26 protein-coding genes are annotated in these 24,963 nt (G+C 41.2%); 14 read left to right on the top strand and 12 right to left on the bottom strand.

The genetic code is table 11. The features are described from left to right. Positions 1-157: 157 nt before the first annotated feature. Positions 158-637, top strand: a complete 480-nt coding sequence (locus tag ACNS8M_RS09605; protein WP_168417757.1) for a YaiI/YqxD family protein — start codon at positions 158-160, stop codon at positions 635-637. Between the two features lie 12 nt (positions 638-649). Next, positions 650-1,567: a DMT family transporter gene (locus tag ACNS8M_RS09600; RefSeq protein WP_168460166.1), complete on the top strand. Its 918-nt coding sequence runs from the start codon at positions 650-652 to the stop codon at positions 1,565-1,567. Positions 1,568-1,634: 67 nt separating this feature from the next. Here ACNS8M_RS09600 and ACNS8M_RS09595 read toward each other — a convergent pair whose 3' ends face one another. Next, the gene (locus ACNS8M_RS09595) at positions 1,635-2,207 is read right to left on the bottom strand and encodes a PilZ domain-containing protein (protein WP_168460165.1); all 573 of its coding nucleotides are present in this window, start codon (positions 2,205-2,207) and stop codon (positions 1,635-1,637) included. Between the two features lie 25 nt (positions 2,208-2,232). On the opposite strand from ACNS8M_RS09595, the gene ACNS8M_RS09590 reads away from it, so the two are divergent. The 4 genes from ACNS8M_RS09590 (at position 2,233) to ACNS8M_RS09575 (ending at position 5,196) form a co-directional block, all read left to right on the top strand. Beyond that, positions 2,233-3,468 (top strand): lipoprotein-releasing ABC transporter permease subunit, encoded by a 1,236-nt coding sequence (locus tag ACNS8M_RS09590; protein WP_168417760.1) that lies wholly within the window; start codon positions 2,233-2,235, stop codon positions 3,466-3,468. Further along, complete coding sequence (gene lolD, locus ACNS8M_RS09585) at positions 3,461-4,144, top strand: lipoprotein-releasing ABC transporter ATP-binding protein LolD (protein WP_168541745.1); 684 nt, start codon at positions 3,461-3,463, stop codon at positions 4,142-4,144. Before ACNS8M_RS09590 ends, lolD begins: the two co-directional genes overlap by 8 nt. A 154-nt stretch (positions 4,145-4,298) precedes the next feature. Beyond that, complete coding sequence (locus ACNS8M_RS09580; protein ID WP_216076196.1) at positions 4,299-4,574, top strand: hypothetical protein; 276 nt, start codon at positions 4,299-4,301, stop codon at positions 4,572-4,574. Next, positions 4,561-5,196, top strand: a complete 636-nt coding sequence (locus ACNS8M_RS09575) for a ComEC/Rec2 family competence protein (RefSeq protein WP_419224793.1) — start codon at positions 4,561-4,563, stop codon at positions 5,194-5,196. The genes ACNS8M_RS09580 and ACNS8M_RS09575 overlap by 14 nt, the downstream gene beginning before the upstream one ends. Here the strand turns inward: ACNS8M_RS09575 and ACNS8M_RS09570 are convergent. Continuing rightward, entirely contained in the window at positions 5,193-6,056 is an 864-nt protein-coding gene (locus tag ACNS8M_RS09570; RefSeq protein ID WP_004679438.1) for an IS982 family transposase, read from the bottom strand. The two genes, ACNS8M_RS09575 and ACNS8M_RS09570, sit on opposite strands and share 4 nt — an antisense overlap. Positions 6,057-6,179: 123 nt before the next feature. Between ACNS8M_RS09570 and ACNS8M_RS09565 the strand changes: the two genes are divergently transcribed. Then, positions 6,180-7,721, top strand: coding sequence for a DNA internalization-related competence protein ComEC/Rec2 (locus ACNS8M_RS09565; RefSeq protein ID WP_419224792.1), 1,542 nt, complete (start codon positions 6,180-6,182; stop codon positions 7,719-7,721). Here the strand turns inward: ACNS8M_RS09565 and ACNS8M_RS09560 are convergent. Continuing rightward, the gene (locus ACNS8M_RS09560) at positions 7,678-8,667 is read right to left on the bottom strand and encodes a lysophospholipid acyltransferase family protein (protein ID WP_419224791.1); all 990 of its coding nucleotides are present in this window, start codon (positions 8,665-8,667) and stop codon (positions 7,678-7,680) included. The two genes, ACNS8M_RS09565 and ACNS8M_RS09560, sit on opposite strands and share 44 nt — an antisense overlap. A gap of 127 nt (positions 8,668-8,794) precedes the next feature. Between ACNS8M_RS09560 and sppA the strand changes: the two genes are divergently transcribed. Both sppA and ACNS8M_RS09550 read left to right on the top strand, forming a co-directional pair. Beyond that, positions 8,795-9,817: a signal peptide peptidase SppA gene (gene sppA / locus ACNS8M_RS09555; RefSeq protein ID WP_419224790.1), complete on the top strand. Its 1,023-nt coding sequence runs from the start codon at positions 8,795-8,797 to the stop codon at positions 9,815-9,817. Continuing rightward, positions 9,814-10,632: an alpha/beta fold hydrolase gene (locus ACNS8M_RS09550; RefSeq protein ID WP_419224789.1), complete on the top strand. Its 819-nt coding sequence runs from the start codon at positions 9,814-9,816 to the stop codon at positions 10,630-10,632. Before sppA ends, ACNS8M_RS09550 begins: the two co-directional genes overlap by 4 nt. A gap of 78 nt (positions 10,633-10,710) precedes the next feature. On the opposite strand, the gene purN is transcribed toward ACNS8M_RS09550, so the two are convergent. Then, positions 10,711-11,340 (bottom strand): phosphoribosylglycinamide formyltransferase, encoded by a 630-nt coding sequence (gene purN, locus ACNS8M_RS09545; RefSeq protein ID WP_168460156.1) that lies wholly within the window; start codon positions 11,338-11,340, stop codon positions 10,711-10,713. Positions 11,341-11,350: 10 nt separating this feature from the next. Next, positions 11,351-12,421, bottom strand: coding sequence for a phosphoribosylformylglycinamidine cyclo-ligase (gene purM, locus ACNS8M_RS09540; protein WP_168460155.1), 1,071 nt, complete (start codon positions 12,419-12,421; stop codon positions 11,351-11,353). 135 nt (positions 12,422-12,556) lie between these two features. Between purM and cxpE the strand changes: the two genes are divergently transcribed. The 4 genes from cxpE to ACNS8M_RS09520 all read left to right on the top strand — a co-directional run bounded on the left by cxpE (position 12,557) and on the right by ACNS8M_RS09520 (position 18,911). Next, entirely contained in the window at positions 12,557-13,777 is a 1,221-nt protein-coding gene (gene cxpE, locus ACNS8M_RS09535) for a chloramphenicol efflux transporter CxpE (protein ID WP_168460154.1), read from the top strand. A gap of 14 nt (positions 13,778-13,791) precedes the next feature. Beyond that, positions 13,792-14,496, top strand: coding sequence for a DnaA regulatory inactivator Hda (hda, locus tag ACNS8M_RS09530; protein ID WP_325780815.1), 705 nt, complete (start codon positions 13,792-13,794; stop codon positions 14,494-14,496). Between the two features lie 122 nt (positions 14,497-14,618). Further along, positions 14,619-16,439 (top strand): rhombotarget A, encoded by a 1,821-nt coding sequence (rbtA, locus tag ACNS8M_RS09525; RefSeq protein WP_419224788.1) that lies wholly within the window; start codon positions 14,619-14,621, stop codon positions 16,437-16,439. Positions 16,440-16,496: 57 nt separating this feature from the next. Continuing rightward, positions 16,497-18,911: a CSLREA domain-containing protein gene (locus ACNS8M_RS09520; protein ID WP_419224787.1), complete on the top strand. Its 2,415-nt coding sequence runs from the start codon at positions 16,497-16,499 to the stop codon at positions 18,909-18,911. 139 nt (positions 18,912-19,050) lie between these two features. Here the strand turns inward: ACNS8M_RS09520 and ACNS8M_RS09515 are convergent, their stop codons facing one another. The 5 genes from ACNS8M_RS09515 to ACNS8M_RS09495 form a co-directional block, all read right to left on the bottom strand. After that, positions 19,051-19,452 carry a DUF3106 domain-containing protein gene (locus ACNS8M_RS09515; RefSeq protein ID WP_168460147.1) on the bottom strand — a complete coding sequence of 134 codons (402 nt, stop codon included), beginning with the start codon at positions 19,450-19,452 and terminating at the stop codon, positions 19,051-19,053. Beyond that, a complete protein-coding gene (locus ACNS8M_RS09510) occupies positions 19,442-19,762 on the bottom strand; it encodes a hypothetical protein (protein WP_168417773.1) in 321 nt (106 codons plus the stop codon). The genes ACNS8M_RS09515 and ACNS8M_RS09510 overlap by 11 nt, the downstream gene beginning before the upstream one ends. Next, positions 19,759-20,373, bottom strand: coding sequence for an RNA polymerase sigma factor (locus tag ACNS8M_RS09505; RefSeq protein WP_168417811.1), 615 nt, complete (start codon positions 20,371-20,373; stop codon positions 19,759-19,761). The genes ACNS8M_RS09510 and ACNS8M_RS09505 overlap by 4 nt, the downstream gene beginning before the upstream one ends. Positions 20,374-20,529: 156 nt before the next feature. Continuing rightward, positions 20,530-21,306: a TrmH family RNA methyltransferase gene (locus tag ACNS8M_RS09500; protein WP_168417774.1), complete on the bottom strand. Its 777-nt coding sequence runs from the start codon at positions 21,304-21,306 to the stop codon at positions 20,530-20,532. A 54-nt stretch (positions 21,307-21,360) separates the two neighbouring features. After that, positions 21,361-22,332 carry a class 1 fructose-bisphosphatase gene (locus ACNS8M_RS09495; RefSeq protein ID WP_168541728.1) on the bottom strand — a complete coding sequence of 324 codons (972 nt, stop codon included), beginning with the start codon at positions 22,330-22,332 and terminating at the stop codon, positions 21,361-21,363. A 177-nt stretch (positions 22,333-22,509) separates the two neighbouring features. Here ACNS8M_RS09495 and ACNS8M_RS09490 point away from each other — a divergent pair, with 177 nt between their 5' ends. Continuing rightward, positions 22,510-22,695, top strand: coding sequence for an NF038105 family protein (locus ACNS8M_RS09490; RefSeq protein WP_168417776.1), 186 nt, complete (start codon positions 22,510-22,512; stop codon positions 22,693-22,695). 219 nt (positions 22,696-22,914) lie between these two features. On the opposite strand, the gene pal is transcribed toward ACNS8M_RS09490, so the two are convergent. Then, positions 22,915-23,484: a peptidoglycan-associated lipoprotein Pal gene (gene pal, locus ACNS8M_RS09485; protein WP_168541726.1), complete on the bottom strand. Its 570-nt coding sequence runs from the start codon at positions 23,482-23,484 to the stop codon at positions 22,915-22,917. 71 nt (positions 23,485-23,555) lie between these two features. Further along, complete coding sequence (gene tolB, locus ACNS8M_RS09480) at positions 23,556-24,839, bottom strand: Tol-Pal system beta propeller repeat protein TolB (RefSeq protein ID WP_419225338.1); 1,284 nt, start codon at positions 24,837-24,839, stop codon at positions 23,556-23,558. Between the last annotated feature and the right edge of the window lie 124 nt (positions 24,840-24,963).

Below are 24,963 nucleotides of genomic sequence, written 5' to 3'. Positions count from 1 at the left end.
CAGAAATGTAGGAGATCATCGATATATTCAACATCAGCTAAAGCGATTTGAGATCGTAATGAAAAATAGTCGGCAGGATGCTTTCATCTGCATAATTTGAAATTTTAAAACAGGCTGTATTGCAGTGAGTTTGATACACTAGTTCAATATTATTGTGATGGGTTGTACTGTGCTGCCATTTAAACTTTGGGTCGATGCGGATGCATTGCCTAAAATTCTGAGAGAAGTGATTCTACGTGCTTCAGATCGTTATCAGCTAGAAGTTACCTTTGTTGCCAATCAATCTGTGGGCATCACGCCTTCGGTACGCATCAATTCCATTCAGGTCATGCATGGTGCAGATGCAGCTGATCAGGAAATTGTAGACCGCATGAAAGCGCATGACATTGTGATCACTCAGGATATTCCACTTGCAGCTCAGGTGATTGAGAAGGGTGGAATTGCGATTCATCCACGCGGTGAAGTGTATACGGTAGCCAATGTGAAAGCACGGCTGCATTTGCGTGATTTTATGGATACCTTACGTGGTGCGGGGGTACAAACAGGTGGACCTGCACCCATTTCAGAACGAGATAAACGTGAGTTTTCCAGTAGCTTAGACCAAACCATTCAAAAGCAAAAACGTAAAACTGCTTAATACGAGCCCGATATGCCATCTAAAACCAATATTATGATGACCTATGCAGGATTGGTTTTCATTTGGGCAACGACACCTTTGGCGATTGTGTGGAGTGTGTCGGATTTACCCGTGCTGTGGGCATTGGTGCTACGGTTCTTTCTAGCATTGCCCATGGCGGTGACTTTATTGTTGCTATTCAAAGTACATTTTCCATGTCATGCACAGGCATGGCACAGCTATTTAGCTGGCTCGTTTAGTTTAATTGGCTCGCAAATTTTTACCTACATTGCCACAGCTTATTTAAGCTCGGGCATTATTGCTTTAATGTTTGGACTTGCGCCAATTATGGCAGGCTTGATTGGTCGCTTTGTATTTCAGCAGCATTTGGCACGTTTGCAGTGGTTGGGTATGCTAGTGTCTATTACTGGATTGGGCATTATTTGTTTTGGTGGAGAAACGCAGCATGTGCACCCTGTCGGGATTGCTTTAATGCTGTTGAGTGTACTGACTTATGCGATGTCCATTTTCTGGGTTAAAAAGGTCAATGCAAAGATTGAACCTGTTGCACAAGCCACAGGCTCAATTTTAGTGTCTACTATTGCAGCCCTATGTATTGTGCCTTTTATTTGGCAAGATGTTCCGACAGCTTGGCCAAGTTTGAAATCTATGGCCGCTTTGCTCTATACCGTGATCATGGCTTCACTCATCGCCATGTTCTGTTATTTTAAGTTGGTGCAAAATATTCAGGCCACCACTTTATCGCTAACAACGGTGATGACGCCCATGCTGGCTTTATTGATTGGCGCATTGTTTAATCAGGAAGCATTGTCCATGATGGTTTTTGTGGGGGCATCGGTATTGTTGTTAGGCTTATTCCTGTATTTTTATCGTGATTTAAAAACCAGCCGCAGCTTGGCACAAAAAATAAAATCATCATCACCATCTTAAACAAGGCTTAAAGCTACATAGAATTTGAAAGTCACTTTCTTTTTAATTGTATTTTGTTAGGCTTTACTCAGATATCTTTACCTTGTTTTATTGCGACAGCTTCGGTAAGTTTGACGCGGTCTTGAGGGTGTAAGGTAATAAAATACGCACCTGTGCGATATTGGCCATTTTCTTCCTCACGGCTATACACCACTTGGGCAGTTGCCGCGATATGAAAGAAATTTTCAGGATGGCTGAGCGTGACATGAATATAACTGCCCGAATTTAATTCACGGTCACTATAAAAGCTCAAACCACTTTCTGAAAAATTGACCTGTTCAGGCACAGGTAACATGCTTTGTACAATTGCATCGTACAAAGACCCCGTAATAAGGTTTAATTTTTGGTTGAATAAGGATAAGATTCGAGCAATTTGTTGATCTTTTTCAGTTAATTGTTCTAATTCGTAGTTTAGGGCATGATCAAATTGATCTAATTCTGCGAGTAGTAGAAAATAACGCGGTAAAACAAAATTAGGATCGTAAGGGTCATTTAAGGCAACATCGTCTGAAATGATCTGATAATTGATTCTTAAGGCAGCATCAATTCGTGACATTACACGACGTTCGGACGGGACACTTTGATGCTGTAAATTTTCCATAATGTATTACCTCGGACTAGATGGTATGTTTAAACCAATCTCGCTATATATAGGGTTGAGATATACGCGCGCACGGCGCAGTAACCACTTTATTTCTTTTATTGCCTTAGTTTCAATGATCGGTCTAACTTTGGGTGTTGCCGTCCTCATTACCGTACTTTCGGTGATGAATGGTTTTGATCGCGAGTTAAAAAATCGTGTCTTGGGAATGATACCTCAAGCCACTGTTTCATCAACACAAATTTTAACAAATTGGCCAGAACTTGCAACGAAAGTTGAGCAGCATAAGCATGTAGTTGGGGCTGCTCCATTTACCCAATTACAAGGCATGTTAACTGCGCAAGGTCAGGTTTCGGGCATTATGGTGACGGGGATTGAACCCGAATACGAAAAGAAAGTTTCGATTATTCAAAACCATATGGTTGCAGGCAGTATCGATAATCTTAAAAAAGGTGAGTTTGGTATTGTCTTAGGCAAACAAATGACCGATGCCTTGGGCTTAGGTTTAAATGACAATATCACACTGGTTTTGCCTGAAGCGACACCCTCACCAGCAGGTGTAGTACCACGTTTTAAGCGCTTCAAAGTGGTAGGTATTTTTAGTATTGGTGCAGAAGTTGATTCAATGATGGGCTATATTGCCTTGAATGATGCATCTACTCTGTTGCGTTTGCCTGATGGTGCACAAGGTGTGCGTTTAAAACTGGATGATATTTTTGCCGCGCCACAAGTGTCACAAGACATTGTGCAAGATTTGCCAGCGAACTTCTATGCTTCGGATTGGACCTATACCCACGGTAATTTATTCAGTGCCATTCAAATGGAAAAGGCGATGGTCAGCCTGTTGTTATTCCTGATTGTTTTGGTGGCTGCTTTTAATATTGTGTCTTCATTGGTCATGGTCGTGACTGATAAAAAGTCGGATATTGCAATTTTAAGAACCTTGGGGGCATCGCCAAGTACCATTACTAAAATCTTTATGGTGCAAGGGACTGTCATTGGGGTGATTGGCACCGTGTCAGGGGCAATTTTGGGTATTATTTTTGCTTCAAGTATTAGTGGCTTTATTGCATGGCTGAATAATCTATTTGGGCTTAACTTGTTTGATGCTTACTTTATCAACTACTTACCTTCATATTTAAGATGGCAAGATGTGGTGGTGATTGTGAGTCTGTCGTTAATTTTAAGTTTCTTGGCAACCATTTACCCTGCGTTACGTGCAGCAAAAATTCAACCTGCAGAGGCATTGCGTTATGAGTAAAATTGTTCTTGAAGCGAAACAAGTTTCTAAGCACTTTACCGATGGCAAAACTACTGTAGAAGTGATTCGTGGATTAGATTTGCAGGTACAGCAAGGGCAGTTTGTGTCGATTGTCGGTGCAAGTGGTTCAGGGAAAAGTACTTTGCTGCATGTGTTAGGTGGTTTAGATCGACCAAGTACCGGTGAAGTATTTTTGAACGGGCAGCGTTTTGATAATTTAGGCGAAGCAGAGCGTGGTTATCTGCGTAATCAGTATTTAGGCTTTGTTTATCAGTTTCACCATTTGTTGCCTGAGTTTACTGCGTTAGAAAATGTTGCAATGCCGCTGATGTTACGTGCAGGTACGCAATTTAAAGAAGTGAAAGCACAGGCAGAATACTTGCTAGAACGTGTCGGTTTATCACATCGTTTAACCCATAAACCTGGCGAATTGTCGGGTGGGGAACGTCAGCGTGTTGCCTTAGCACGTGCTTTGGTCACCAAACCTGCACTGATGCTTGCCGATGAACCCACAGGTAATTTAGACCGTAAAACTGCAGTCAAAGTGTTTGAACTTCTGCGCGAATTGCGTAGTGAAATGAACATGGCGATGTTGATTGTGACCCATGATGAAGAGTTGGCGAAATCTGCCGATACCATTTTGCACATGCAAGATGGTGTTTGGGTAGATGGTTAAAAATTCTTAAATTTGACCACGTCATTATTGACCTTAATGTAGGCCATTGTGGATAGTCGAGCTAAGCTGCATTAGTGGAATAAGACTCTTTTATTGAAGCCCGCTTCGGCGGGCTTTATGATGCTTGCCAATAAAAATAATAAACTGAATTTTCATGTTGCAATTCATTGGGCTAGCTTGGGTAATGGGAATTGCCTGTGTTGGAATACGCGTTTCATTTTTTCCTTTTGATACTCTAAACGCATTACCACGCGTGCTGGTATTCATTTTTATATTGTGTATTGGGCTGCAAGTTTATGTGCAGCAGCGTTTGCCTTCTGTGTATTGGAAATTATTGAATGGGGTTTTGGCCAGTCTATTGTGTTTTATTTTAGGCTGGTTTTACGCAGATTCACAGTTACAGCAGCGAATGCAGAATGCAGTGGCGTGAACTGCAACGTGACACAGCAGAGGTCATCGTCTATGTACGGCAATTAAATCAGTTAAAAGACAACAATGTTTCACAACCTATTGAGGTGTTGAATCGACATACACAAACTGTCACATGGCTTGCTTTAGCTCAAAACTCTGTATTACCCGACTTAGAATTAGGTCAGTATTATAAGCTCAGTGGTACGGTTTACCCTGCGCATAGCTATGCGACTGCAGGTGTATTTGATGTAGAGCAATGGTATTTGCAGCAAAATATCATGGGCAATTTCTGGGTAACTCATGTCCAGCCTATTTCTGCCCAACATATTTATAGCATGGGTTTGAGCAAGCATTGGCGTGCACAACACACGCTTAGGGCAAAATTTCGGTTATGGGTAGAGCAACAGCGTTATCAAATTCGAGCGTTTATTCAACAGCAGTCTTTGCAACATAAAGGTCTGCTTTTAGCGTTACTCACGGGCGATAAAAGTCTGTTATCTAGTGAAATTGAAGATCAATTTCAACGCTTTGGGATTAGTCATTTGCTGGCAATTTCGGGGCCACATGTGCTGATTTTTGCAGCAATGCTGTGTTGGTGTTTGGATCGCTTAATTAACCTGAGTTCGATGAAATCCACTTAACCTTTTAGCATATTTTGGAAAGTTGGCTTATTGGGGTTCAAACAATAAGCCACTACAGCAGCCATGATATTCACCATGAAGTTATTTACCGAACGATGACGTGAATGTTCAAGTTGATGTAAATTTTTTAATTGATCATTCACTGTTTCGATCAATCCTCTTCTGCAAAGTAATTGTTTTTCTTCTTCAGTTTGGATGGGTTTATTTTTCATATTCCGACGTGATGGGGTCAATATTTTCAGTCCTCTTGCTGCTAAAGCTTCGGCTTTTGCTTTGCTCAAATAGCCTTTGTCTCCCAGTAGGATCCCTTTTAATTCTTGAGTTAAAGATTCTAATATAGCAACATCATGAACATTTCCCGATGTCAGCTTGAGATTAATAATTTCACCTAAATTATTGATAACGAGATGTAATTTAAAACCATAAAACCAACCCGTACTACTTTTTCCACGACCGGCCAAGCCTTTAAATACACGATGCCTTTTAATCCGAAGATTATGGCAAACTACCAATTTAGTGGAGTCAATGATACTGATTCCCGTATCTTTTCCTTTCACCTGATGGAAGAAACTACTCAGAGCTTGCAAACAACGGGGCATGATTTCAATAAATCGGTTGTAGCTAAGCAGTTTAGGAAAAGCAGATTTCCAGAATGGAACGATCATTTGGCAATAAAAATATTTGAAGAATCTAAAACCGGATTGATGAAATAAAATGACAATGGTCATTGCTTCAGACAAGCTTAAAGCTGACTTTTTCAACCTGGTTTTTTGATTAGAAATTAAAGCTTTCTCTAAAGATTCATTAAATTTTTTGCAGAAATCATCCAAAATACAAAATAATTCGGTAATATGATCCATTGAGAAGCCTTGTTTTATAACATTTTGTCTTGAGAACCAATATGTTACAAAAACAGGGCTTTTTTTCTACTCTTTTTTTATATCGAACTCAGGTTAATTAGGTGTTATCGCCCGCATTACTATTTGTGGATGCCCAGACAATACCTATTGTTGTTACCATTTTTAAGCTGTGTAGGGTTATACACGGCATTTGTCGGTTTCGAAATTCCAGCACTCAGAACTTTGTTGATGTGCAGTGTCGTCACAATAATGTTGCTGCTGAAGCAAAAAATAAGCAGTTTTGCCTTACTGATTTACAGCGCTGCTTTGTTGCTCTATTTAGATCCTTTGAGCGTATTGTCAGCAGCATTTTGGCTATCTTATGGTGCATGTTTTATTTTGCTGCGAATTTATCAGAGCCTGCATCATCAACCCAAACGTATTTATTTCAGTCGCTGGCAACAATTCTGGCAGGGCTTTAAAATTTTAGTTGAATCGCAATGGAAAATATTCATTGCCTTGTTACCACTGGTGATTGTGTTTTTTAAGCAAGTCTCTTGGATTGCTCCTTTAAGCAATATCGTGGCCATTCCTTTCATTGGGTTAGTGATTGTACCCTTAGATATTTTGGCAGGTCTTAGCTTTTTTCTATTTGAGCCATTGTCAGCAGTATTGTTTCAACTGAATGATAATTTACTGGCTTTGTTGTTACTGATATTTCGAGGTATAGACGCTTTATTTGTACCACAGCTATCTAGCATCGAAATGTCGGCTGCAGTTTATATTTGTTTATGTATAGGGTTGTTGTTGCTGTTTTTACCACAATCAGTTTTGCCTAAGACTTGGGCTGCCTTATGCTTTGTACCCCTCATTTTAATTGACCCGCAACGACAAAAGTTTGAGTTGGTTGTGTTGGATGTCGGGCAAGGGCAAGCCGTATTTCTGCGTTCTGGTTCGTACAGTATGATGATTGATGTGGGCGGATATTATGACGAAAGCAAGTTTAGTGTCGGGCAGCAGATTATACGTCCATTTTTATCTGTGCAGGGCATCAGTACGCTAGATCATGTAATGCTCACGCATTTAGACCAAGATCATAGCGGTGCTTTTGCTTATTTGAAAAATGAAATCAATATCCATAAGGTTAGTGCCAATCAAGCGGTGAATGTGACTGAAAATACCCAGTTTGAATTTTGTTACCAAGGGCAACAATGGAATTTACCATATCAAGTACGCATACAGGTACTCTCTCCAAAACCAAGTCAGTTACAGTATGCCGCACAGCAGCAGAATGAATACGCTTGTGTGCTACATATTCATGTGCCAAATGCACAACCTTATCAGGACTTTTTGCTGATGGCCGATACAGGCTGGGCAACTGAATATCAAATTTTACAGGATTATCCTGATTTAAACGTGGATGTTTTAATTTTGGGGCATCATGGCAGTAAACACAGCTCTGCTTATGATTTTTTAGCACATTTTCGGCCTAAACTGGCTGTGGCATCGGCAGGTTTTGACAATCGTTATGGGCATCCTAGCCCTATCGTTGAGCAACGTTTGGTCGATCTGAATATTCCATTCATGTATACGGCTCAGCATGGAAGTTTACGTTTTTATTTAGATGCGCCACAACGCATGCTTATACAGCCGTATCGGCAACAGAAGTTGTGGCTGCAGCGTTAACTTGATTCTGAGCTTGCATGCGCACAGCTTGAACATCAGCCAAGGCTTCATGCGTAGGCTTGTGATAAACCCCGCGTAAATCTGGATGGGCTTTGTATCGTTTATAACTCCAATGATAATGCGCAGGATAACGACGAATTAGGTCTTCAATTTCACGGTGAATAATTGCTGTACCAGCATTGGCATTACTTTCATAAATTTGTTCGTCAATCGCTTCGATATGAATATCAAAACCCTGATTTTCATTTCTCAATGCATATAAAAGTAGGGCGCTGGCTTTAGTTTTTTGAATTAGTTTGGCACTTAAATTGCTCGATTCCAAAGGGATGCCAAAAAATGGAATCATTTCACCGCCCACATTGGGAGTATGATCAGGCAGAATCACCGTAGTACCGCCTTGTTTCAGGGCTTTAAAAATCTGACGCACGCCAGACTCATCAGTTGGAACTAAATTCGCCTGTTCACGGCTACGTGCCTGACGAACAAAGTCATCTGCAGCAGGATTTTTCACTGGCTTATACATAATGGTCATTGGGGTAAATTGTGCAATCCATGCATTCATAATTTCCCAAGTGCCAAAATGCGGCACAATCAACACCACGCCTTTTTGTTGGGCAAGTGCTTCTTGTAATAAATCTAAACCGTGTACTTGATGAATTCTTTGAATATTCTTTTGATTGCTTGAGCCCCAAATATGAAAAAACTCAAAATAAGAGGTGAGTTCGTTACGAATCGCTTGTTGGGTAATGAGTTTACGTTGCTGAGCGTCTAACTCAGGAAGTGCAATTTCTAAATTCAGTTCAATGGTTTGTGAGGTTTTACTTAAACGTAGACGATTGACCAAAAAAGCCAATGATTTGGCAAAAATCCGCGCAACAGACAAAGGCTGACGACTGACAAAATGCAGCAAGCGCGATAAAGACGTTGTAGGTGCGGGTTGGGTCATAACGACAGCGTCAATTGATCAAAAGAATAAAGATGCGAAATATTATAGGAGAAAATACAGGCTTTAGACAGTTTTTGCCAATTCCGTGTATATAATGGAGCAAATTTACTATTTTTTGGATTGTTTCATGTCCGATTGGCCACCAAAACCACAAAATGAATCACAGCAAATCCCACCACATGCACAGCAGCCAACAGGCAATGAGTGGAAACTATTAGAAAAAGCAGTTTTAGCCTCAGTTGAAGAACAACGTCGTGCACGTCGTTGGGGAATTTTCTTTAAGTTTTTAACTTTTGCCTATGTTTTTTTGCTCTTGGTCATTATGGGCAAAGGTTGCAGTACCACGACGACGAATCCATCTGCAGCGAGTCCGCACATTGCAGTGGTTGATATTGTTGGAGCGATTGCATCAGATAAGCAAAGTGTGAACAGCAACGACACCATTAAGTCGCTGAAAAAAGCCTATGAAAATAGCAATAGTAAAGCCGTAGTGCTGAACATTAATTCACCTGGCGGCTCACCTGTACAGTCCGATGAAATCTGGCAAGAAATTCAATATCTGAAAAAACAGCATCAGGATAAAAAACTGTATGCTGTCATTGGCGATACTGGTGCTTCGGGTGCTTATTATATTGCCTCTGCTGCAGATGAAATTATTGTCAATCCATCTAGTTTGGTGGGTTCAATTGGCGTAATTATGCCAAATTACGGCCTGAGTGGTTTAATGCAAAAACTGGGTGTGGAAGATCGCACCATGACCTCGGGTGAAAACAAAGCCTTGTTGTCGATGACGCAACCTGTCGATCCTGCACAGAAAAAGCATGTACAAGCAGTATTGGATAATGTGCATGGTCATTTTATTCAAGCAGTGAAAGATGGACGTGGTGCGAAACTGAAATCACAAGATCCTGCGATTTTCTCTGGTTTATTCTGGACAGGTGAGCAAGCAGTTACACTGGGTATTGCCGATAAAATTGGTAGTCTAAATAGCCTAAAGCGTGACTTAAACCTTGATAAAGCTGTGAACTATACGATTGAACATAGTCCTTTAGACTCTGTACTGGGTCGTATGGGGGCCGCAGTGGGAGAGGGTTTTGCCACTTCAATTTCTCAACAGCTTCAGACTGAGCAAAACGCGAAATTACAATGAAACCACTGATTCATTTTGCACATGCCAATGGTGTGCCATCAAAGGTCTATCAAAAACTCTTTGATTCACTTAAAGATGATTACGATGTGATTGATGTTCCATTGCTAGGGCCAGATAAGCGTTATCCAATTGATAACCATTGGCATAGCTTAACCCAGCAAGTGATTGACAGTATTGTACGTCAATCGCAAGGCCGTAAAGTCATAGCGTTGGGACATTCTTTAGGTGCGGTCTTGTCTTTTCAAGCAGCATTGCAACGTCCTGAGTTGTTTGAGCAAGTGATTATGCTCGATCCACCTTTAATTATGGGCAAAGCTTCAGTATTTTTGCATTTTGCTAAAATGATGAAACTCAAAGCGGTTGATCAAATGTCACCCGCAGCTTTGTCTTTGCGACGTCGTGATCATTGGGAGAACCGTGCGCAGGCTGCAGAATTATTGCGCCCTAAAGGTTTTTACAAAGACTTTGATGCAGACTGTTTTCAGGCCTATATTGATTATGCGTTAACAGAAGACAGTGTGCGTGGTGGGGTAGAGTTGACCATTCCAAAAATGGATGAAGTCAATATCTTCAGAACCAATCCATCGCTTTGGTGGTTGCCGCAGTCTAAGCCGCAAGTGCCAATGCAATTGGTAATTGCAGAAAAAGGGCCATTTTTAAAGCCTGGTTTTCCACAGATTACTTCTAAGAAATTTGGGATACCGTATCAGGTTACGGCAGGCGGGCACATGTTCCCCTTAGAAAAGCCTATAGAGACTGCGCAGCTGATTAAAGACTTAATTCAAGCCCAGCAAACAAAAGCAAGCGTGGTGTAAAAAGATACTTGTTTGCATCGTGTATAAAAAACGCCTGATAACAGGCGTTTTTTATTTTGTATCCATTAAGCCAATTGCTTAAACACGGCAAAACTGTACTGGTTGCTGTAACAGCTGCTGACGATACATCACGCCTTGCGCGGTGTGTTCAAGGCTACCATTGCAAATCCATTCAACCACTTGTGGGTAAATTAAATGTTCCAATACATGTACGCGGTTGGCCAAACTTTCAGGAGTGTCATGCAGATTTACCTGTAATACACCTTGTGCGAGTGCTGGACCTGCATCTAGTTCGGCTGTGACATAATGGACTGTACAGCCATGCAAGGTATCACCAGTATTGAGGACACGTTGATGGGTATGCATGCCCTTATAATGTGGCAAGAGTGAAGGATGAATGTTGAGCATTTTTCCTTCCCAAGCCTGCACAAACTTGGCACTTAAAATTCGCATAAAGCCCGCAAGAACAACTAAATCGACATTCCAGGCCAGCAATTGCTGATGCATCACCTCATCAAAGGTTTCACGGTCAGGGTATTGCTTATGTTCAATGACTGCGGTTGGAATACCTGCATTTTGCGCACGGGTGAGGGCATAGGCATCAGGCTTATTGGAAATAACCCCAACAATTTGCCCTGAAAGATTGGCATCTATCAGGGCTTGTAGGTTACTTCCGCTGCCTGAAACAAGAACAGCTATTTTGATCATGGGTGTTGAATCACGCAAAAATTACGCGAATTTTTTCATCTGCGCCTTCAACAGATTCGGCATTGTCTTGAATGCGACCCATTACCCATGCTTTTTCGCCTAAGCTGTTGAGAAGTGCTACAGTTTTGTCTGCATCATTGGCATCTACTGCAACAACCATCCCTACACCACAGTTAAAGGTACGATACATTTCAAACTGTTCTACACCACCTTCGCGTTGTAATAGTTTGAATAGTTCAGGCCATTCCCAAGAAGATTCATCAATCACTGCTTGTGCACCATTTGGCAATACGCGAGGCAAGTTCCCAGGTAGGCCGCCACCAGTGATGTGTGCCATAGCATGCACATCTACTTGTTTGCATAATTCAAGCATAGATTTAACATAAATGCGTGTTGGTTCCATGGCAACGTCAGCAAGTGGACGACCATCAACCAGTTGAGTTAAATCAACATTTTTTACGTCTAAAATTTTACGAAGTAAAGAGTAACCGTTCGAGTGCGCGCCTGAAGATGCAACACCAATTAAAACGTCACCCGCTTTTACTTTAGAGCCATCAATAATTTTGCTTTGCTCAACCACGCCCACACAGAAGCCTGCAAGATCGTAATCTTCACCTTCATACATGCCTGGCATTTCTGCTGTTTCACCACCTACAAGCGCACAGCCTGCAAGCTCACAGCCTTTACCAATACCTGTCACAACATTGGCAGCAACGTCTACATTTAAGTGACCTGTTGCATAGTAGTCGAGGAAGAATAAAGGTTCAGCACCACATACCAGCAAATCGTTTACACACATTGCGACTAAGTCTTGACCAATGGTGTCGTGGCGATTTAGGTTCAACGCTAAACGTAATTTAGTCCCTACACCATCTGTGCCAGATACGAGGACAGGTTCTTCATAACCTTTAGGAATTTTACAAAGTGCGCCAAAGCCACCTAATCCACCCATCACTTCAGGACGAGTAGTACGCTTAGCAACAGATTTGATACGATCGACTAACGCGTCGCCCGCTTCAATATCGACACCAGCATCTTTATAGCTTAAACCAGTGGTAGGGTTAGAAGTTGAGTTGCTCATAATGAAGTCTCCGCATTCGCGGGGCCGATTATACCTGAATATACGAAACTCTTATGTTATTTATGCGCCAAAATGCTATCTTTATTCAAATATTTTAGCTTCTATAACGAATAAACTGAAAAAAGGCGAATTTCTATGGTCGATCGTACCTTGCGTCGCATTTTTATCCTGTCTGGGATAGTTCTGCTCCTTTGGGTGCTGTACTTATTAAAACCGGTTGTCATTCCTTTTGTGGTCGCATTTTTCATGGCCTATTTATTTAGTCCATTGGTGGAAAACTTGTGCAAAGTCGGTTTGCCGCGCTGGTTGTCAATCAGTATTGTATTTATTGGAATTGGTATCGCGCTGACGCTTGCTGTTTGGTACATCATTCCATTGGTTTGGAAACAGTTGATTATTGCGCGTGACAGTATTCCTGTAGGTATTAACTGGATTAATTCGACCTTTTTGCCTTGGGTGTCGTCCACCTTCAATATTGAAGAAATGGAAATTGATACCACGCACATGACCACGATTGTGATGGATTATGTGCAGACCAATTACAGTGCCGATAGCATTCAAGCAATGGCCTTGCGTGTTGCACAGTCTGGACTGAATTTTATCCAGATTGGGGGTACGGTCGTGCTCATTCCAATTATCGCTTTCTATTTCTTGTTGGATTGGCAGCGCATGCTCGACAGTTTACGCCGTTTAATTCCACGTCCGTATGAGCAAAGCACGTTGACTGTGGTGCAGGAATGTCACAGTGTTTTAGGCGCATTTGTGAAAGGTCAGTTTTTGGTGATGATTTTGTTGGGTGTGGTCTATGCCACAGGCCTACAACTGATTGGTTTAGAGGTTGGCTTAATTATTGGCATGATTGCTGGTCTGGCCAGTATTATTCCATATTTGGGTTTTGCCGTAGGAATTGTTGCTGCAATCATTGCCACTTTCCTGCAATTTGGGATTGACTGGATGCAATTGGTCTTGGTGCTGGTGGTGTTCATGATTGGGCAGGCCGTGGAAGGCTACATTCTGCAACCATTTTTATTGGGTGATAAAATTGGACTTTCACCTGTTGCCGTGGTTTTCGCAGTTTTGGCAGGCGCGCAGCTCGCAGGCTTTATGGGAATGTTAATTGCCTTACCGGTTGCTGCGGTGATTGTGGTCCTGCTTCGTCATTTGCGTGATTATTACGAAAAAAGTTACTTATATGGACAACCTGTGGTGGTGTCTGAAGATGCAGTATCGGGTGATATTAGTATTGAAACCTCACAAGTGCATATTGATATCGAACTTGACCCTCATGCTGCAAATTCACTGCAACAGACTGAAAAATCAAGTAAGATAAAACCCTCAGATCAGCCAGACTCCTAGGTGATTACAGTTATATGCGTCAACTGCAGTTAGACATCGAGCCTCAATTAGATGCACGGATCAGTGATTTTTCTGGTCCGGGTTGGGGGCACGTCATTGATGCAGTACGACAGCTTCATGCAGGACTGGTCAATCGTTTTTATGTCTATGGTGGTGCAGGTACAGGTAAAAGTCATTTGCTGTCTGCAATTTGTGATTCATATTTAGAAATTGGCAAATCTGCCATTAAAGTGTCTTTACTTGAGTTGCTCGATGCCCCAACCGAAGCAATCACGTCTTTAGATCGCTATGACTTGGTGGCTTTAGATGATATTGAAGCGATTAGCGGTGTGCCACATTGGCAACGTGCAGTTTTTCATTTGATCAACTACAGTAATGAAGTGGGTGGTCAGTTGGTATTTTCCTCCCGTTTTGCACCGATTGAATTGAAGTTGGAATTACCTGATTTACAATCACGTTTGACGCAAGCGGTGAGTGTTAAAGTACCTTCGGGCAGTTTATATGCAGACCGACAAGCATTGGTGAGTTCGGTGCTGGAACGTCGTGGCATCCTGATTGATCCACAAATTATTGATTATTTGTTATTGCATGGGCCACAACAAACTTCTATCTTGCTGCAAAGCCTTGAACAGTTGGTGCAATTACTCAAAGGAGAAAAAACAAAATTAAGTGGCGCCAATTTGCGTCAGATTTATGCGCTGATTGACGAATATCGGTAAAAATTAAAATTACTTGAGAATTTGCCCAAGCTGTGCGAAATTATTGGGAAAATAATTCGAAGTTGCAGGGAATTTGCAACTAAAGAAGAAAAAAAACAAAGAAAATTACAAGGAGTACGCTTATGCTCAAGCAGAGCATCGGCATTGGTATGCTGTTTATCGCAGGTCATGCATATAGTAGTAATATCATTGTCACCACCACTGCAGACACAAAAGCAGATGATCAACAATGTTCTTTGCGTGAAGCCGTCGAATATATTAATTTAGGAAAGCCTGAACAAGGCCATTTGGGATGTGGCGGTGAAAATGCCTCCAATGTGATTTTATTAGAAAAAAAAGCGATTTATCAGCTAGATCAGCAGCTTAAAATTATTGAAAGCCTGGAAATAAAAACCACTTATGACAGTAGTTTTAATGACAAAACCTCGCCAGGATTAAATAATGCCACGATTCAAATGCGTGGGAATGGTCGGATTTTCCATATTGATGATAGTCAGGATCGTTTCCTAAATGTGTCACTGAAAGAGCTAACATTAGAAGGATGTGGAGAGGAGCGCTGCCGTCAGGAACAAGGTGGTTTAATTCTGAATAATGAAAATTTAAATTTAGAGTACGTAAAGCTGAGTAAAGGTATTGCCAATCAAGGTGGTGCAATTTATAACTTGGCGCAAATCACTACTGATCTTGATCGTGTTGTTAGAGGCTTAATGCAGGTAAAAAATAGCCTGTTTGAAAGTAACCAAGCACAAGATGGCGGTGCCATTTATAGCAAAATTCCTAATTTTACAGTAACTTCATCGGTTTTTAAGAGCAATAAAACAACAAACTCAAACGCTGCCAATTTATATGCCGCTAGCAGCACAGCAGATGAAAATACCCAAGTTTTTTCAAATGATGTGAACAAGGTGACAAGTAGTACCTTTATTGCTAATGAAGGGTATGTGTTGAATGTCCTTGATGGTATTGGTGTTAATAATGTCAGCATCCTGGGGAACACGCGCGGTATTTATTTAAATGCCCCTTTGGGTAAAGGCTATGTAGCGAACAGTATTGTTTTGGCGAACCCACATCCAGTGAATAGCATGGCTTATAATTGTACCCAAGCAGGTTCAGATGCCACCGTATTACAAAATAATCTAGTTGGTGCAGGTTGCAGTACGGGTGATGCGAATTATCCAAACAGCGTATGGACAGGTAATACCATATTCGCAGGCAATATGCTTGAAGGGGCATGTAAAACACTGAGCGAAGATGCTGCGGCCTTATTTTGTCCATACCATGTGCCTGAAAATGCGTTCTTAGGTTTTATTCGTCCGCGTGTATTGCTGACTGATCAAAGCTTGCAAGATTCTCTAGTGGTGAATAAAGGTCAACTTGCTAAAGCAGGGTTGCCTATGCAGGGGTGTACATCAGCCGATCAGCGAGGGATGCAACGTGAATTTGATAGCACGTTATGCGATCGCGGTGCAATTGAGGTAATGGTGCCTGCATCTAGAGGCTTAATCGGTCAAGATATTCTGGCTGGTCAAATTGCAAAAATGACAGTGAGTGACTTGCTCGGTGACAGTGACCTTGTACCTAAAGAGTTTTGTGATCAAGTCTATCCGACGAATCCAACAGGGCAGCCTTGGCAAGCCGGATGTGTACAAATCGAACAATTAGATACCCGCTCTAAAGGTAAGCTGACGATTGATGAGTCTGGCAACTTGGTTTACACACCAGATTCTGCTTGGCATGGGGCAGATGTTTTTAAAATTAAACTGGTCACGAGCACAACGCGTTTTAATAGTACTTCTCCTTATATGGAAGTGAAAGTTCAAGTCATACAAGAACATGAAAATCGCATGGAAAGCGATAAATTAAATGTTTCAGGTGGTGCGTGGAGCGCTTACGGATTAATGGCTTTATTGGGCTTGTTAGGTTTACGCCGTAAAAAAGCATAAAGGATAAATATGAAAAATAATAAAAAAACACTGTTAGGGATAATGGTGCTGTCAGCGATGTCGCTTATGGCCGCGGATGATCGTGTTATTCAGGTGACGACTTTTGAGGATCAAAATGGTGAAGATCTAAACAATTGTTCCTTGCGTGAAGCCTTAGTCGCAGCCAAGAAAAATATTGCTTTTGGTGGATGTAGTGCAGGTAATACAAACCGTGGTAGTACCGACTATATTCAGTTGAAGGAAGGCGAATACATTTTAAACTCTGAGTTACGTCCTGAATCTATGGTGAGGATTTATGGTGCAGCTGCTTTAGACTATAATCAGCGTGATCCGCTGACACATCGTTATCCTTCTATTGCGCCATTAAAAACCAGTATTAATGCACAAGGTAACAGTCGTATTCTCAATACTTCGGATACTCAAGCCAGTGTAGCCTTGTATGATCTGGTACTCAAAAATGGTAATGCCAATGGTGGTGGTAATCTTAATGCTAAAGATCAAGGCAAAGGCGGTGCTGTTTTTGTAGCAGGGCCATTGTCTGCAAATAATATAGAAATCCAAAACTCAAAGGGCGAACAGGGTGGTGCAATATATGTAGTTGCGCATCAGACCGAACGTCAGGTTAATTTGGAAAATGCATTCATTCATCATAACCAAGCAAAAGTAGGAAGTGTTCTGGCTATGGATTGCCAGGCTAATCTAGTCAATACACGTTCTGTTATTCACGTAAATCGTAGCAGTATTATCCAGAATGGGTCTACAGATAGTCAGAGTACATTTGATCTTTGTGGGCAGCCAGATCTTAAAGTAAGCACAAGCACAATTGCACAAAACCAGGCAAATGCTAATCAAGGACATATTTTTAATCTAGTTCATTCTGATCAGCATCCTTTAAGTACATTGTCTCAAGTATCTTTAGAAAGTAATACTATTGTTGAAAACAAAGCATTCAGTACGCTGTTTTATGATCAGCATCCGCGTATCGCACTCTTTTTTAATGTGTTGGCTTTTAACCAAGGTAAATCTTGCCGATCTGCTCAAGATTTAAATCAGCTGCAACTCAATATTGCTACTTTACGCAATGCAATATTGCCAGCGAGTGCGACTGCAGAACAAGGTGAGTGTGATTTACCTGAAAAGGCTAGTAGTAGCTATGAATTGAGCAAGAATATTGATTTAACAGGCTTAAGTTTTGATCAGTTGCTTCAGCCTTTACAAGCCCCTTCGGCTTATAACTTATTCTTGCCACTTTATTATCCAAAGCGTGGTGTAGACCCAAGTAAAGACTTGATTGATGTTGAGGGTTTGGGTTGTGCCGAAGAGGACCAACGTGGTTTGGCACGGGTTAGTAACGCGACACTCACTTTAAATCCGGATGCAAAAAATAGCTGCGACATTGGTGCTGTCGAAGTCATGCGTTTAAATGCTGCAGATATTACCAGTTTGAGCAATATTTCGTATGAGAGATTATTAGATGGGTATCAAGAGCAAATTGATCGTACACAGGCTAGTATAGATCAAAACAAAACCAGTGATCAGGCTTTACTGACACAGGCACGTGCTGATTTGAAAACTTTACAAGATTTGCTAAATCATACCAAAGCCAAACAACAATATCGTGCAATTTATATTGATCCATTTGCATTGGCGTTAAAGCAAGATGAGCCAACCGCAGTTGGTCAGTTCGTTCAGTTAAAACAGTTAAACTCAGAGAATTTTAGTATTCAAACAGAAGCATTAGGCATAGGGGCTGTTTCTGGTACAGGAACAACGTTCAATGTGGATAAACTGACTAAAGACCCATTGTTTAAATGTGAGTGGGATGCTCAGTTACAGCGTATCTTAATGTATCGTTTGAATGACAAAGTGACAGAGCTAACTGATTCTGCGTACTGTAAATATACCATTACCTCTAAATCGGACAGTAATCATCATTCATCAGGTTTGCTGGAAGGGAAATTTAATAATATTCAGCCAATTGCAAAAGATGATCGCATACGTATGGAATATGGGTCAGACTTGAAAGTTAGTTTTAATCCATTGGCGAATGATAGCGATGGTGGGGATGGCATAATCAGTACTTTAACTGAAAATACCAATAAACCAGCATTCTATAAAGACCATACAGGACAAGAACTCGCAATTCGCTTTACACATATTCCTTCTAGCGTGGTGCTAGATGCAGATCGTAAAGCTCCTTGTCCAGGTGATTATGCGCGTGAAACCTGCTATGGAGGCAATATCCAAGTACAAGTGCGCAATAGTTTTAGCCCATTCGATTATGAACTGAGATATACCGTGTTCGATCATGAGCAGGCACTATCAGAAGAAGCGACTATTACTTTGGAGAATACAGCCAAGAATACCAACTATGAAGCCAGTAGCGGTGGTGGAGGTAGTTTGGGTATTTGGGGATTAATGACTTTATTAGGCTTAGTGGGCTATCGTCGTCACACTCGGTTCAAGTCTTAACGTAAACAGGTGGCATAATAAAAAAAGAAGCCCAGAATGGGCTTCTTTTTTTATGTGAGCAATTGAGGGTGTAATTATTTCTAGAAATATGCACAAAAGATTTTGTCTTTTATGAGCATAGGCGTGCTATTTAACCATTCTAGTGATTGACGATGTTTGGTTGATATTTTTGAATATATTCTTGACGAATCAAGGGGCGTTGCTCTGGTGTAGCTTGTTGTAGCCGTTGACCTAATTCTCTGCGTTCTTGCGTACTCATTTTTTGCCAGGTTTCACGCATTTTTTGCTTTTCACTTTCAGGCAATTGGGTAAACCAATCCATGCGTTGTTGTAAAGCCACACTTTTATCTGCAGGGATTTCTTTCAGATTTTGATAACGCTTAATCAGCGCCATCTGTTCTTCTTCAGACAGCGTTTCCCAAGTTTCTGCAATTTGCGTGTCGGCGTCTTTGGAAAAAATCCAAAAACGCTCAAAACCTGCAAAACTGGTTTGCAGAAAACCAAGTGCACAAAACGCAAATACAATTCGCTTAGCTGCCATGTGGAACTTTGTCCTCACCTAACACCATTAACATTTCTAAATCTTCCACCATTTGTGGAGAAAGTTTAGGAACAGACACAGCTTGATTTTGTGGTGCTGTGGTCATTTCCATTGAGTTTGGCAAAACCACAAAACCTGCAATTGCTGCTGCCAAAGCAAAGCCTGACATTTTCCAGAGTCCATAGCGCGAGCTTTTCTTGTCTTGAATATGATCTAAGACATGGTTCATGACCGCTGCTTTGTCTTGATGATGGTGAGCGAGCCCATCTAGTTTGGAAGTGACTTGTTTTAAGAAATCATCTTGTTTCATTCTGATGACCCTCCCAGATTTGGATTCATATGTGCCAAACTATTGCGTAAGGCTTGAATGGCACGGTGATAATGGGTTTTTACACTGCCTTCAGTACAATTCATAATTTGTGCTGTGGTGTGTGTGTCAAAGCCTTCCCATGCACGTAACATAAAAGCTTGTTGTTGACGTACAGGAAGCTTTGCAATTGCTGCTTGAATTTCGTCTACAGTGACGGCCTGATCTAAAAACTCAGCTGGATTGAGTGCTTGTTCATCCACAATATCGAGTTGTTCGACATCGTCATCATCTAAACTGACTTTTTTAAACAATGAAAAGGGATGTGCACGTCGCGCTTCTTTGCGTCGCCAGTCTTGTAATTTGTGATTTAAAATTGTGTAAAACAGGGGATACCATTCATCTGTGGCTTTATCTGCATAAGATTTATGTAAGGAAATAAAGGCTTCTTGAACTAAATCCATGGCAATGCCATGCTGTCCTTGGGTCGCACTTTCCATCATGACTAAGGCACGCCCGGTTACATCCTGCATAAAATTTTTTAGGCGTTGTTCAGCCGTACTCTTTAGAGCACTCAAATTTTCCGAGTGTGACGACTTCGGGTTTAAATCCATAGAGATGGAAAATCCTGTCATTGGATACCCACCATTATTTTTAACATCATACTTATATAACGCTAAAAACAATGGTTTGGTTGACATTACAATTTATTATTTTAAGTCTAATCTATTTTTTCTACAGGGCTAGTCTATTTAAAATAAAATAACCATTTACAGACGTTGGCGCACCATTTCAAAGAAACAAATCGAACCTGCAATCGCAACATTTAAGGACTCCTGACCACCAGGTTGTGGAATGCTTACCGCTTGTGCATGCTGCAAGGCGTAGTCTGACACACCTTGTCCTTCATTACCTAAAATCCAGACGCAGGCTTTACGCAAGTTTTTGCTGTACAAGCTTTCTGCATGGTGTGAGCTGGTTACATATACCGGAATCTGAAATTGCGGTAAAACCTCTTCCAGTGTGACATTTTCAAAAGTCTGTAAGCTAAAGTGCGCGCCCATGCCTGCACGTAACACACGTGGTGACCAGAGTGATGCAGAACCTTTGGTGCAAATAATTTGTTCAATCCCTGCGGCGGCGGCAGAACGTAATAAGGTACCGACGTTGCCTGGGTCTTGCACATTTTCTAAAATCAGCGTGTCTGCTTTAAAGTCCAGCGTTTGACTTGAGCTTGGTAAATCGACAATGGCTAAACAAGCCAATGAAGTACCTAAAGTGCTTAAATCTTTGTATAACGATTCACTAATGACAAATACTGCGCCAGTATATTTTGCCAAAATACGTTCATAGTCAGGGTGGCTGAGTGCATGTTCTGTGGTGAAAATTGAATTGATCTTTTTATTTTCATGTAACCACGCAAGACACAAGTGCGTGCCTTCAAGCACAGTTTGTCCTTGTTTTTTACGATAGCTATTTTGCTCAATTAAACCACGTAAGTGTTTAATTTTCGGGTTATCTTTTGATTCTAAAAAAATCGTAGGCATGCGATAAAATCCACAGCAATTGGCGCAATACCAATTGCTGTTGTTGAAAAATGATTAATGATAGCTGCTGACTAAATCGACTTCATTTTTTGAACCAATAATGACAGGCACACGTTGATGCAAGTCGGTTGGTTCAATATCTAAAATACGCACACGACCTGTAGTTGCAGCACCACCAGCTTGTTCCATGAGCATGCTCATCGGGTTGGCTTCATACATTAAGCGTAAACGGCCTGCTTTTTTGGGGTCTTTTAAGTCGTATGGATACATGAAAATACCGCTACGGCAAAGAATACGGTGAATATCACCCACCATACATGCTACCCAGCGCATGTTGAAATCTTTTTCACGTGGGCCAGTCTTACCTGCCAAAAGTTCATCGATATAGCGTTTTACAGGCGCTTCCCAGTGACGTTGGTTAGATGCGTTAATGGCGTATTCTTTGGTGTCTGCTGCAACTTGAATATTGTCTGCAGTCACTAAAAATTCTTGGCTTTCCGGATCAAAGGTAAAGAACACCACACCTGCACCAACAGTGAGCGCCATCATCGTTGATGGGCCATAAAGAACATAACCTGCTGCCACTTGTTGTGTACCTGCTTGCATAAAGTCTGCAGCCTGAGTCACCGCATTTTTTGCAGGTAAAATGGAGAAAATTGTACCCACACACATATTGATGTCGATGTTGCTTGAGCCATCTAGTGGGTCAAACAAGACTAAATATTGACCATTTTCTTGAGCAGGGGTGAATTCATCTAATTCTTCAGAAGCCAAACCACCAACATTTGGGTGTTTTTGTAATGCTTCAATTAAATAATCATTTGAAATGACATCTAATTTCTTTTGTTCTTCACCTTGTACGTTTTCATTTTGTGCACTGCCTAATACACCTGCCAAAGCACCTTTCTGTAATGTTTGATCAATTGTTTTACAGGTATTGGCAATGGTTTCAATTACTTGAGCAAGTTCGGGTGTTAAATTTCCAGTTTGTTGTTGTAGAAATTGGGAAAGGGTACGGTATGACATGACTGGAAAACTCCGAATAACTGCAAAAATGAGGATAACAATATGCTGCAATAGTTTAGATGAGAACGCGTTAAAAGAAAAATTAAACTCGACTATTTGCTGTGATTTTACCCTTGCAAGTCTTGTAGAAAGTGCTATGTTGATGTGAAGGATTTAATTTGAGATAGGAGCACAGATATGACAACGTTAAAGTTTGATGCGACTCCAACGCCGAGCGAAGGGATTAGTTTAGACGATATTTCTGAGGACAAGATGAAAGCAGCTTGGAAAGATTACGAGTCTAAACCTGAATATAAAAAGTTCAATAAGCATGATTTGATTGAATCTATGCAAACGGCTAAATCAGATGCAGAGTCTGAGTAAATTGTTTTAAACAATTTTCAGATATCAAACGCTTAGGATTCAACATATTCAGTTTGCTAAGTTTTTAAATTGCGATTGCAATCCTAGGAATATAGTGAGTCAAAATAGTAAGTCAAATAAAAAGCGCTCTTAAACAAATTGTTTCAGAGCGCTTTTTATTGGATTTGAGAAAACACTTCTTAAAAAGTCTAGAAATGCTTTCTCAAAACATAACGACCATTATTTTAATAATGGCGGTACGGCTTCATAGTTAATTTCTACACGACGGTTTTCTTTCCAGGCATTTTCATCGTGCCCTGGATTGACTGGCATTTCTTTGCCATAACTCACAGCTTCAAGCTGACCTGCATTGACACCGTTGGTAATCAAGAAACTTTCAACTGCTTTAGCACGACGCTCACCCAAAGCCATGTTGTATTCACGGGTACCGCGTTCATCGGTATGACCTGTAAGTGCAACTTTAGAGTTGGCATTGGCCATTAAAAACTGTGCATGTGCTTGCAAAGTTTGGTAATCGTCATTTGATAATTCGCTGCTGTCGTAGTCAAAATGCACCACACGTTTTGCTAAGAAAGCTTTGTTGGCTTCAGTAACACCTTTGGCTGATGCACCTGTAAGGTTTTGCGCACTTAAAGCGGCATCTTCACTCAAGCCTTGGGTATTGACTGTCGTTGCACCACTTGGGTTTTGACCCGCTTGTAAGTCTGTAGCAGGTTTACGGTTTGCACAGCCTGTCATGACTAAAGCCGATGCCAAAACAGGGAGTACCAATAATTTAACTGCGTTCATCCTCATCTCCATGAAGCTTGATTTTTTGGTTTTAAAACAGAACTGAAAAAGTATTTACTTGCATGATTGAATTACTTTGGCGCCCATGCAGGTTCACGAACTTCACCTTGTTCACTTGGTAAGTTCATGCGGAAACGACCATCTAAAGACATAATCGACAATAAACCGCGTGCACCTTCACGTGTTGCGTATACCACCATTTGTCCGTTTGGCGAGAAGCTTGGCGACTCATCTAAACTGGTAGGGGTTAAAATATTGGTGATGCTGGTGTTGATGTCTTGAATCGCAACTTTATAGTTACTACCACTTGGACGATGTACCAATGCTAGTTTACGACCATCGGCACTGAGTGTACCGCGTGCATTAAATGCACCACGGAAGGTCACGCGCTTGCTGCTGCCTGTAGCAAAGTCATAACGATAAATTTGCGCTGAGCCACCACGGTCTGAAGTATAAATAAAGGATTTACCATCTGGGGCATAACGTGCTTCGGTATCAATCGCACTGTCATTGGTCATGCGTTGCAGTGTACGGGTGTTCAAATTCATTTGATAAATTTCTGGATTGCCATGCATAGATGCGGTGAACAACATGCTTTGACCATCTGGTGAGAAACTTGGAGCACCATTTAAACCACGGAAACTGGCTAATTTTTCACGCTGACCTGTGGCTAAGTCCTGAACATAAATTGCAGGGCGTTTAGTCTCAAACGACACATAGGCAATTTTTTTAGCATCAGGTGTCCAAGCAGGCGATAAAATCGGATCACGCGAAGTCAAAATAGTTTTGGGTTGCTCACCATCAGTATCGGCAATTTGTAGAGTATAGCGTTGCTCAGGTGTTGCAGGATTACGTAGCACATAGGCAATACGTCCACTAAAATCACCTTTAATACCAGTGAGTGCTTCATAAATGGCATCACTGATCATGTGTGCGGCAGAACGCACCCGTGAAGCAGGTACGCTTAATAGCTCATTCAACAAATATTGCTGTTTTTGTACATCGTACAGTTGGTAATGAACTTCATAGCCTCCTGCTGCTGTGGCTTTGACATTCCCTGTAACGACATAAGGTACACCCGCCGCTTGCCATGCAGCGGCATTCGGGTGGTTCATTCCTGCTGTTGCAGCAAGGTTTTTAGATGAGCTGGTAAATTTCCCAGAACGATTTAAATCATTTTCAACAATGGGATAAATGCTTTGATCGTTTCCAAATGGCACAATCGCAATTTGTGGTGCTTCTTCTGGTGCTTTGGCAATTTCTAGATGCAGTTGGGCAAAAGATTGTGTGCTTAAAACTGGGCTGAGTGCAGTTAAAACGGCAAGGCAAAGTAGGTGTTTACGCGTTGTTTCCATCATTCGCTATTTTCTCAAATCAACATAACTTTTTTGGATGTAATTGTTGTACATAATGGCATGCTTTATTGGGAATGAAAGCATGAATGTATAATAAAACTGTTATAACACTGTGAAAAATGAA

The organism is Acinetobacter sp. A2 (genome assembly GCF_048537555.1).
Classification (GTDB): Bacteria; Pseudomonadota; Gammaproteobacteria; order Pseudomonadales; family Moraxellaceae; genus Acinetobacter.
The sequence above is the reverse complement of the archived record's forward strand: the minus strand, read 5'-3'. Positions and strand labels throughout refer to the sequence as shown.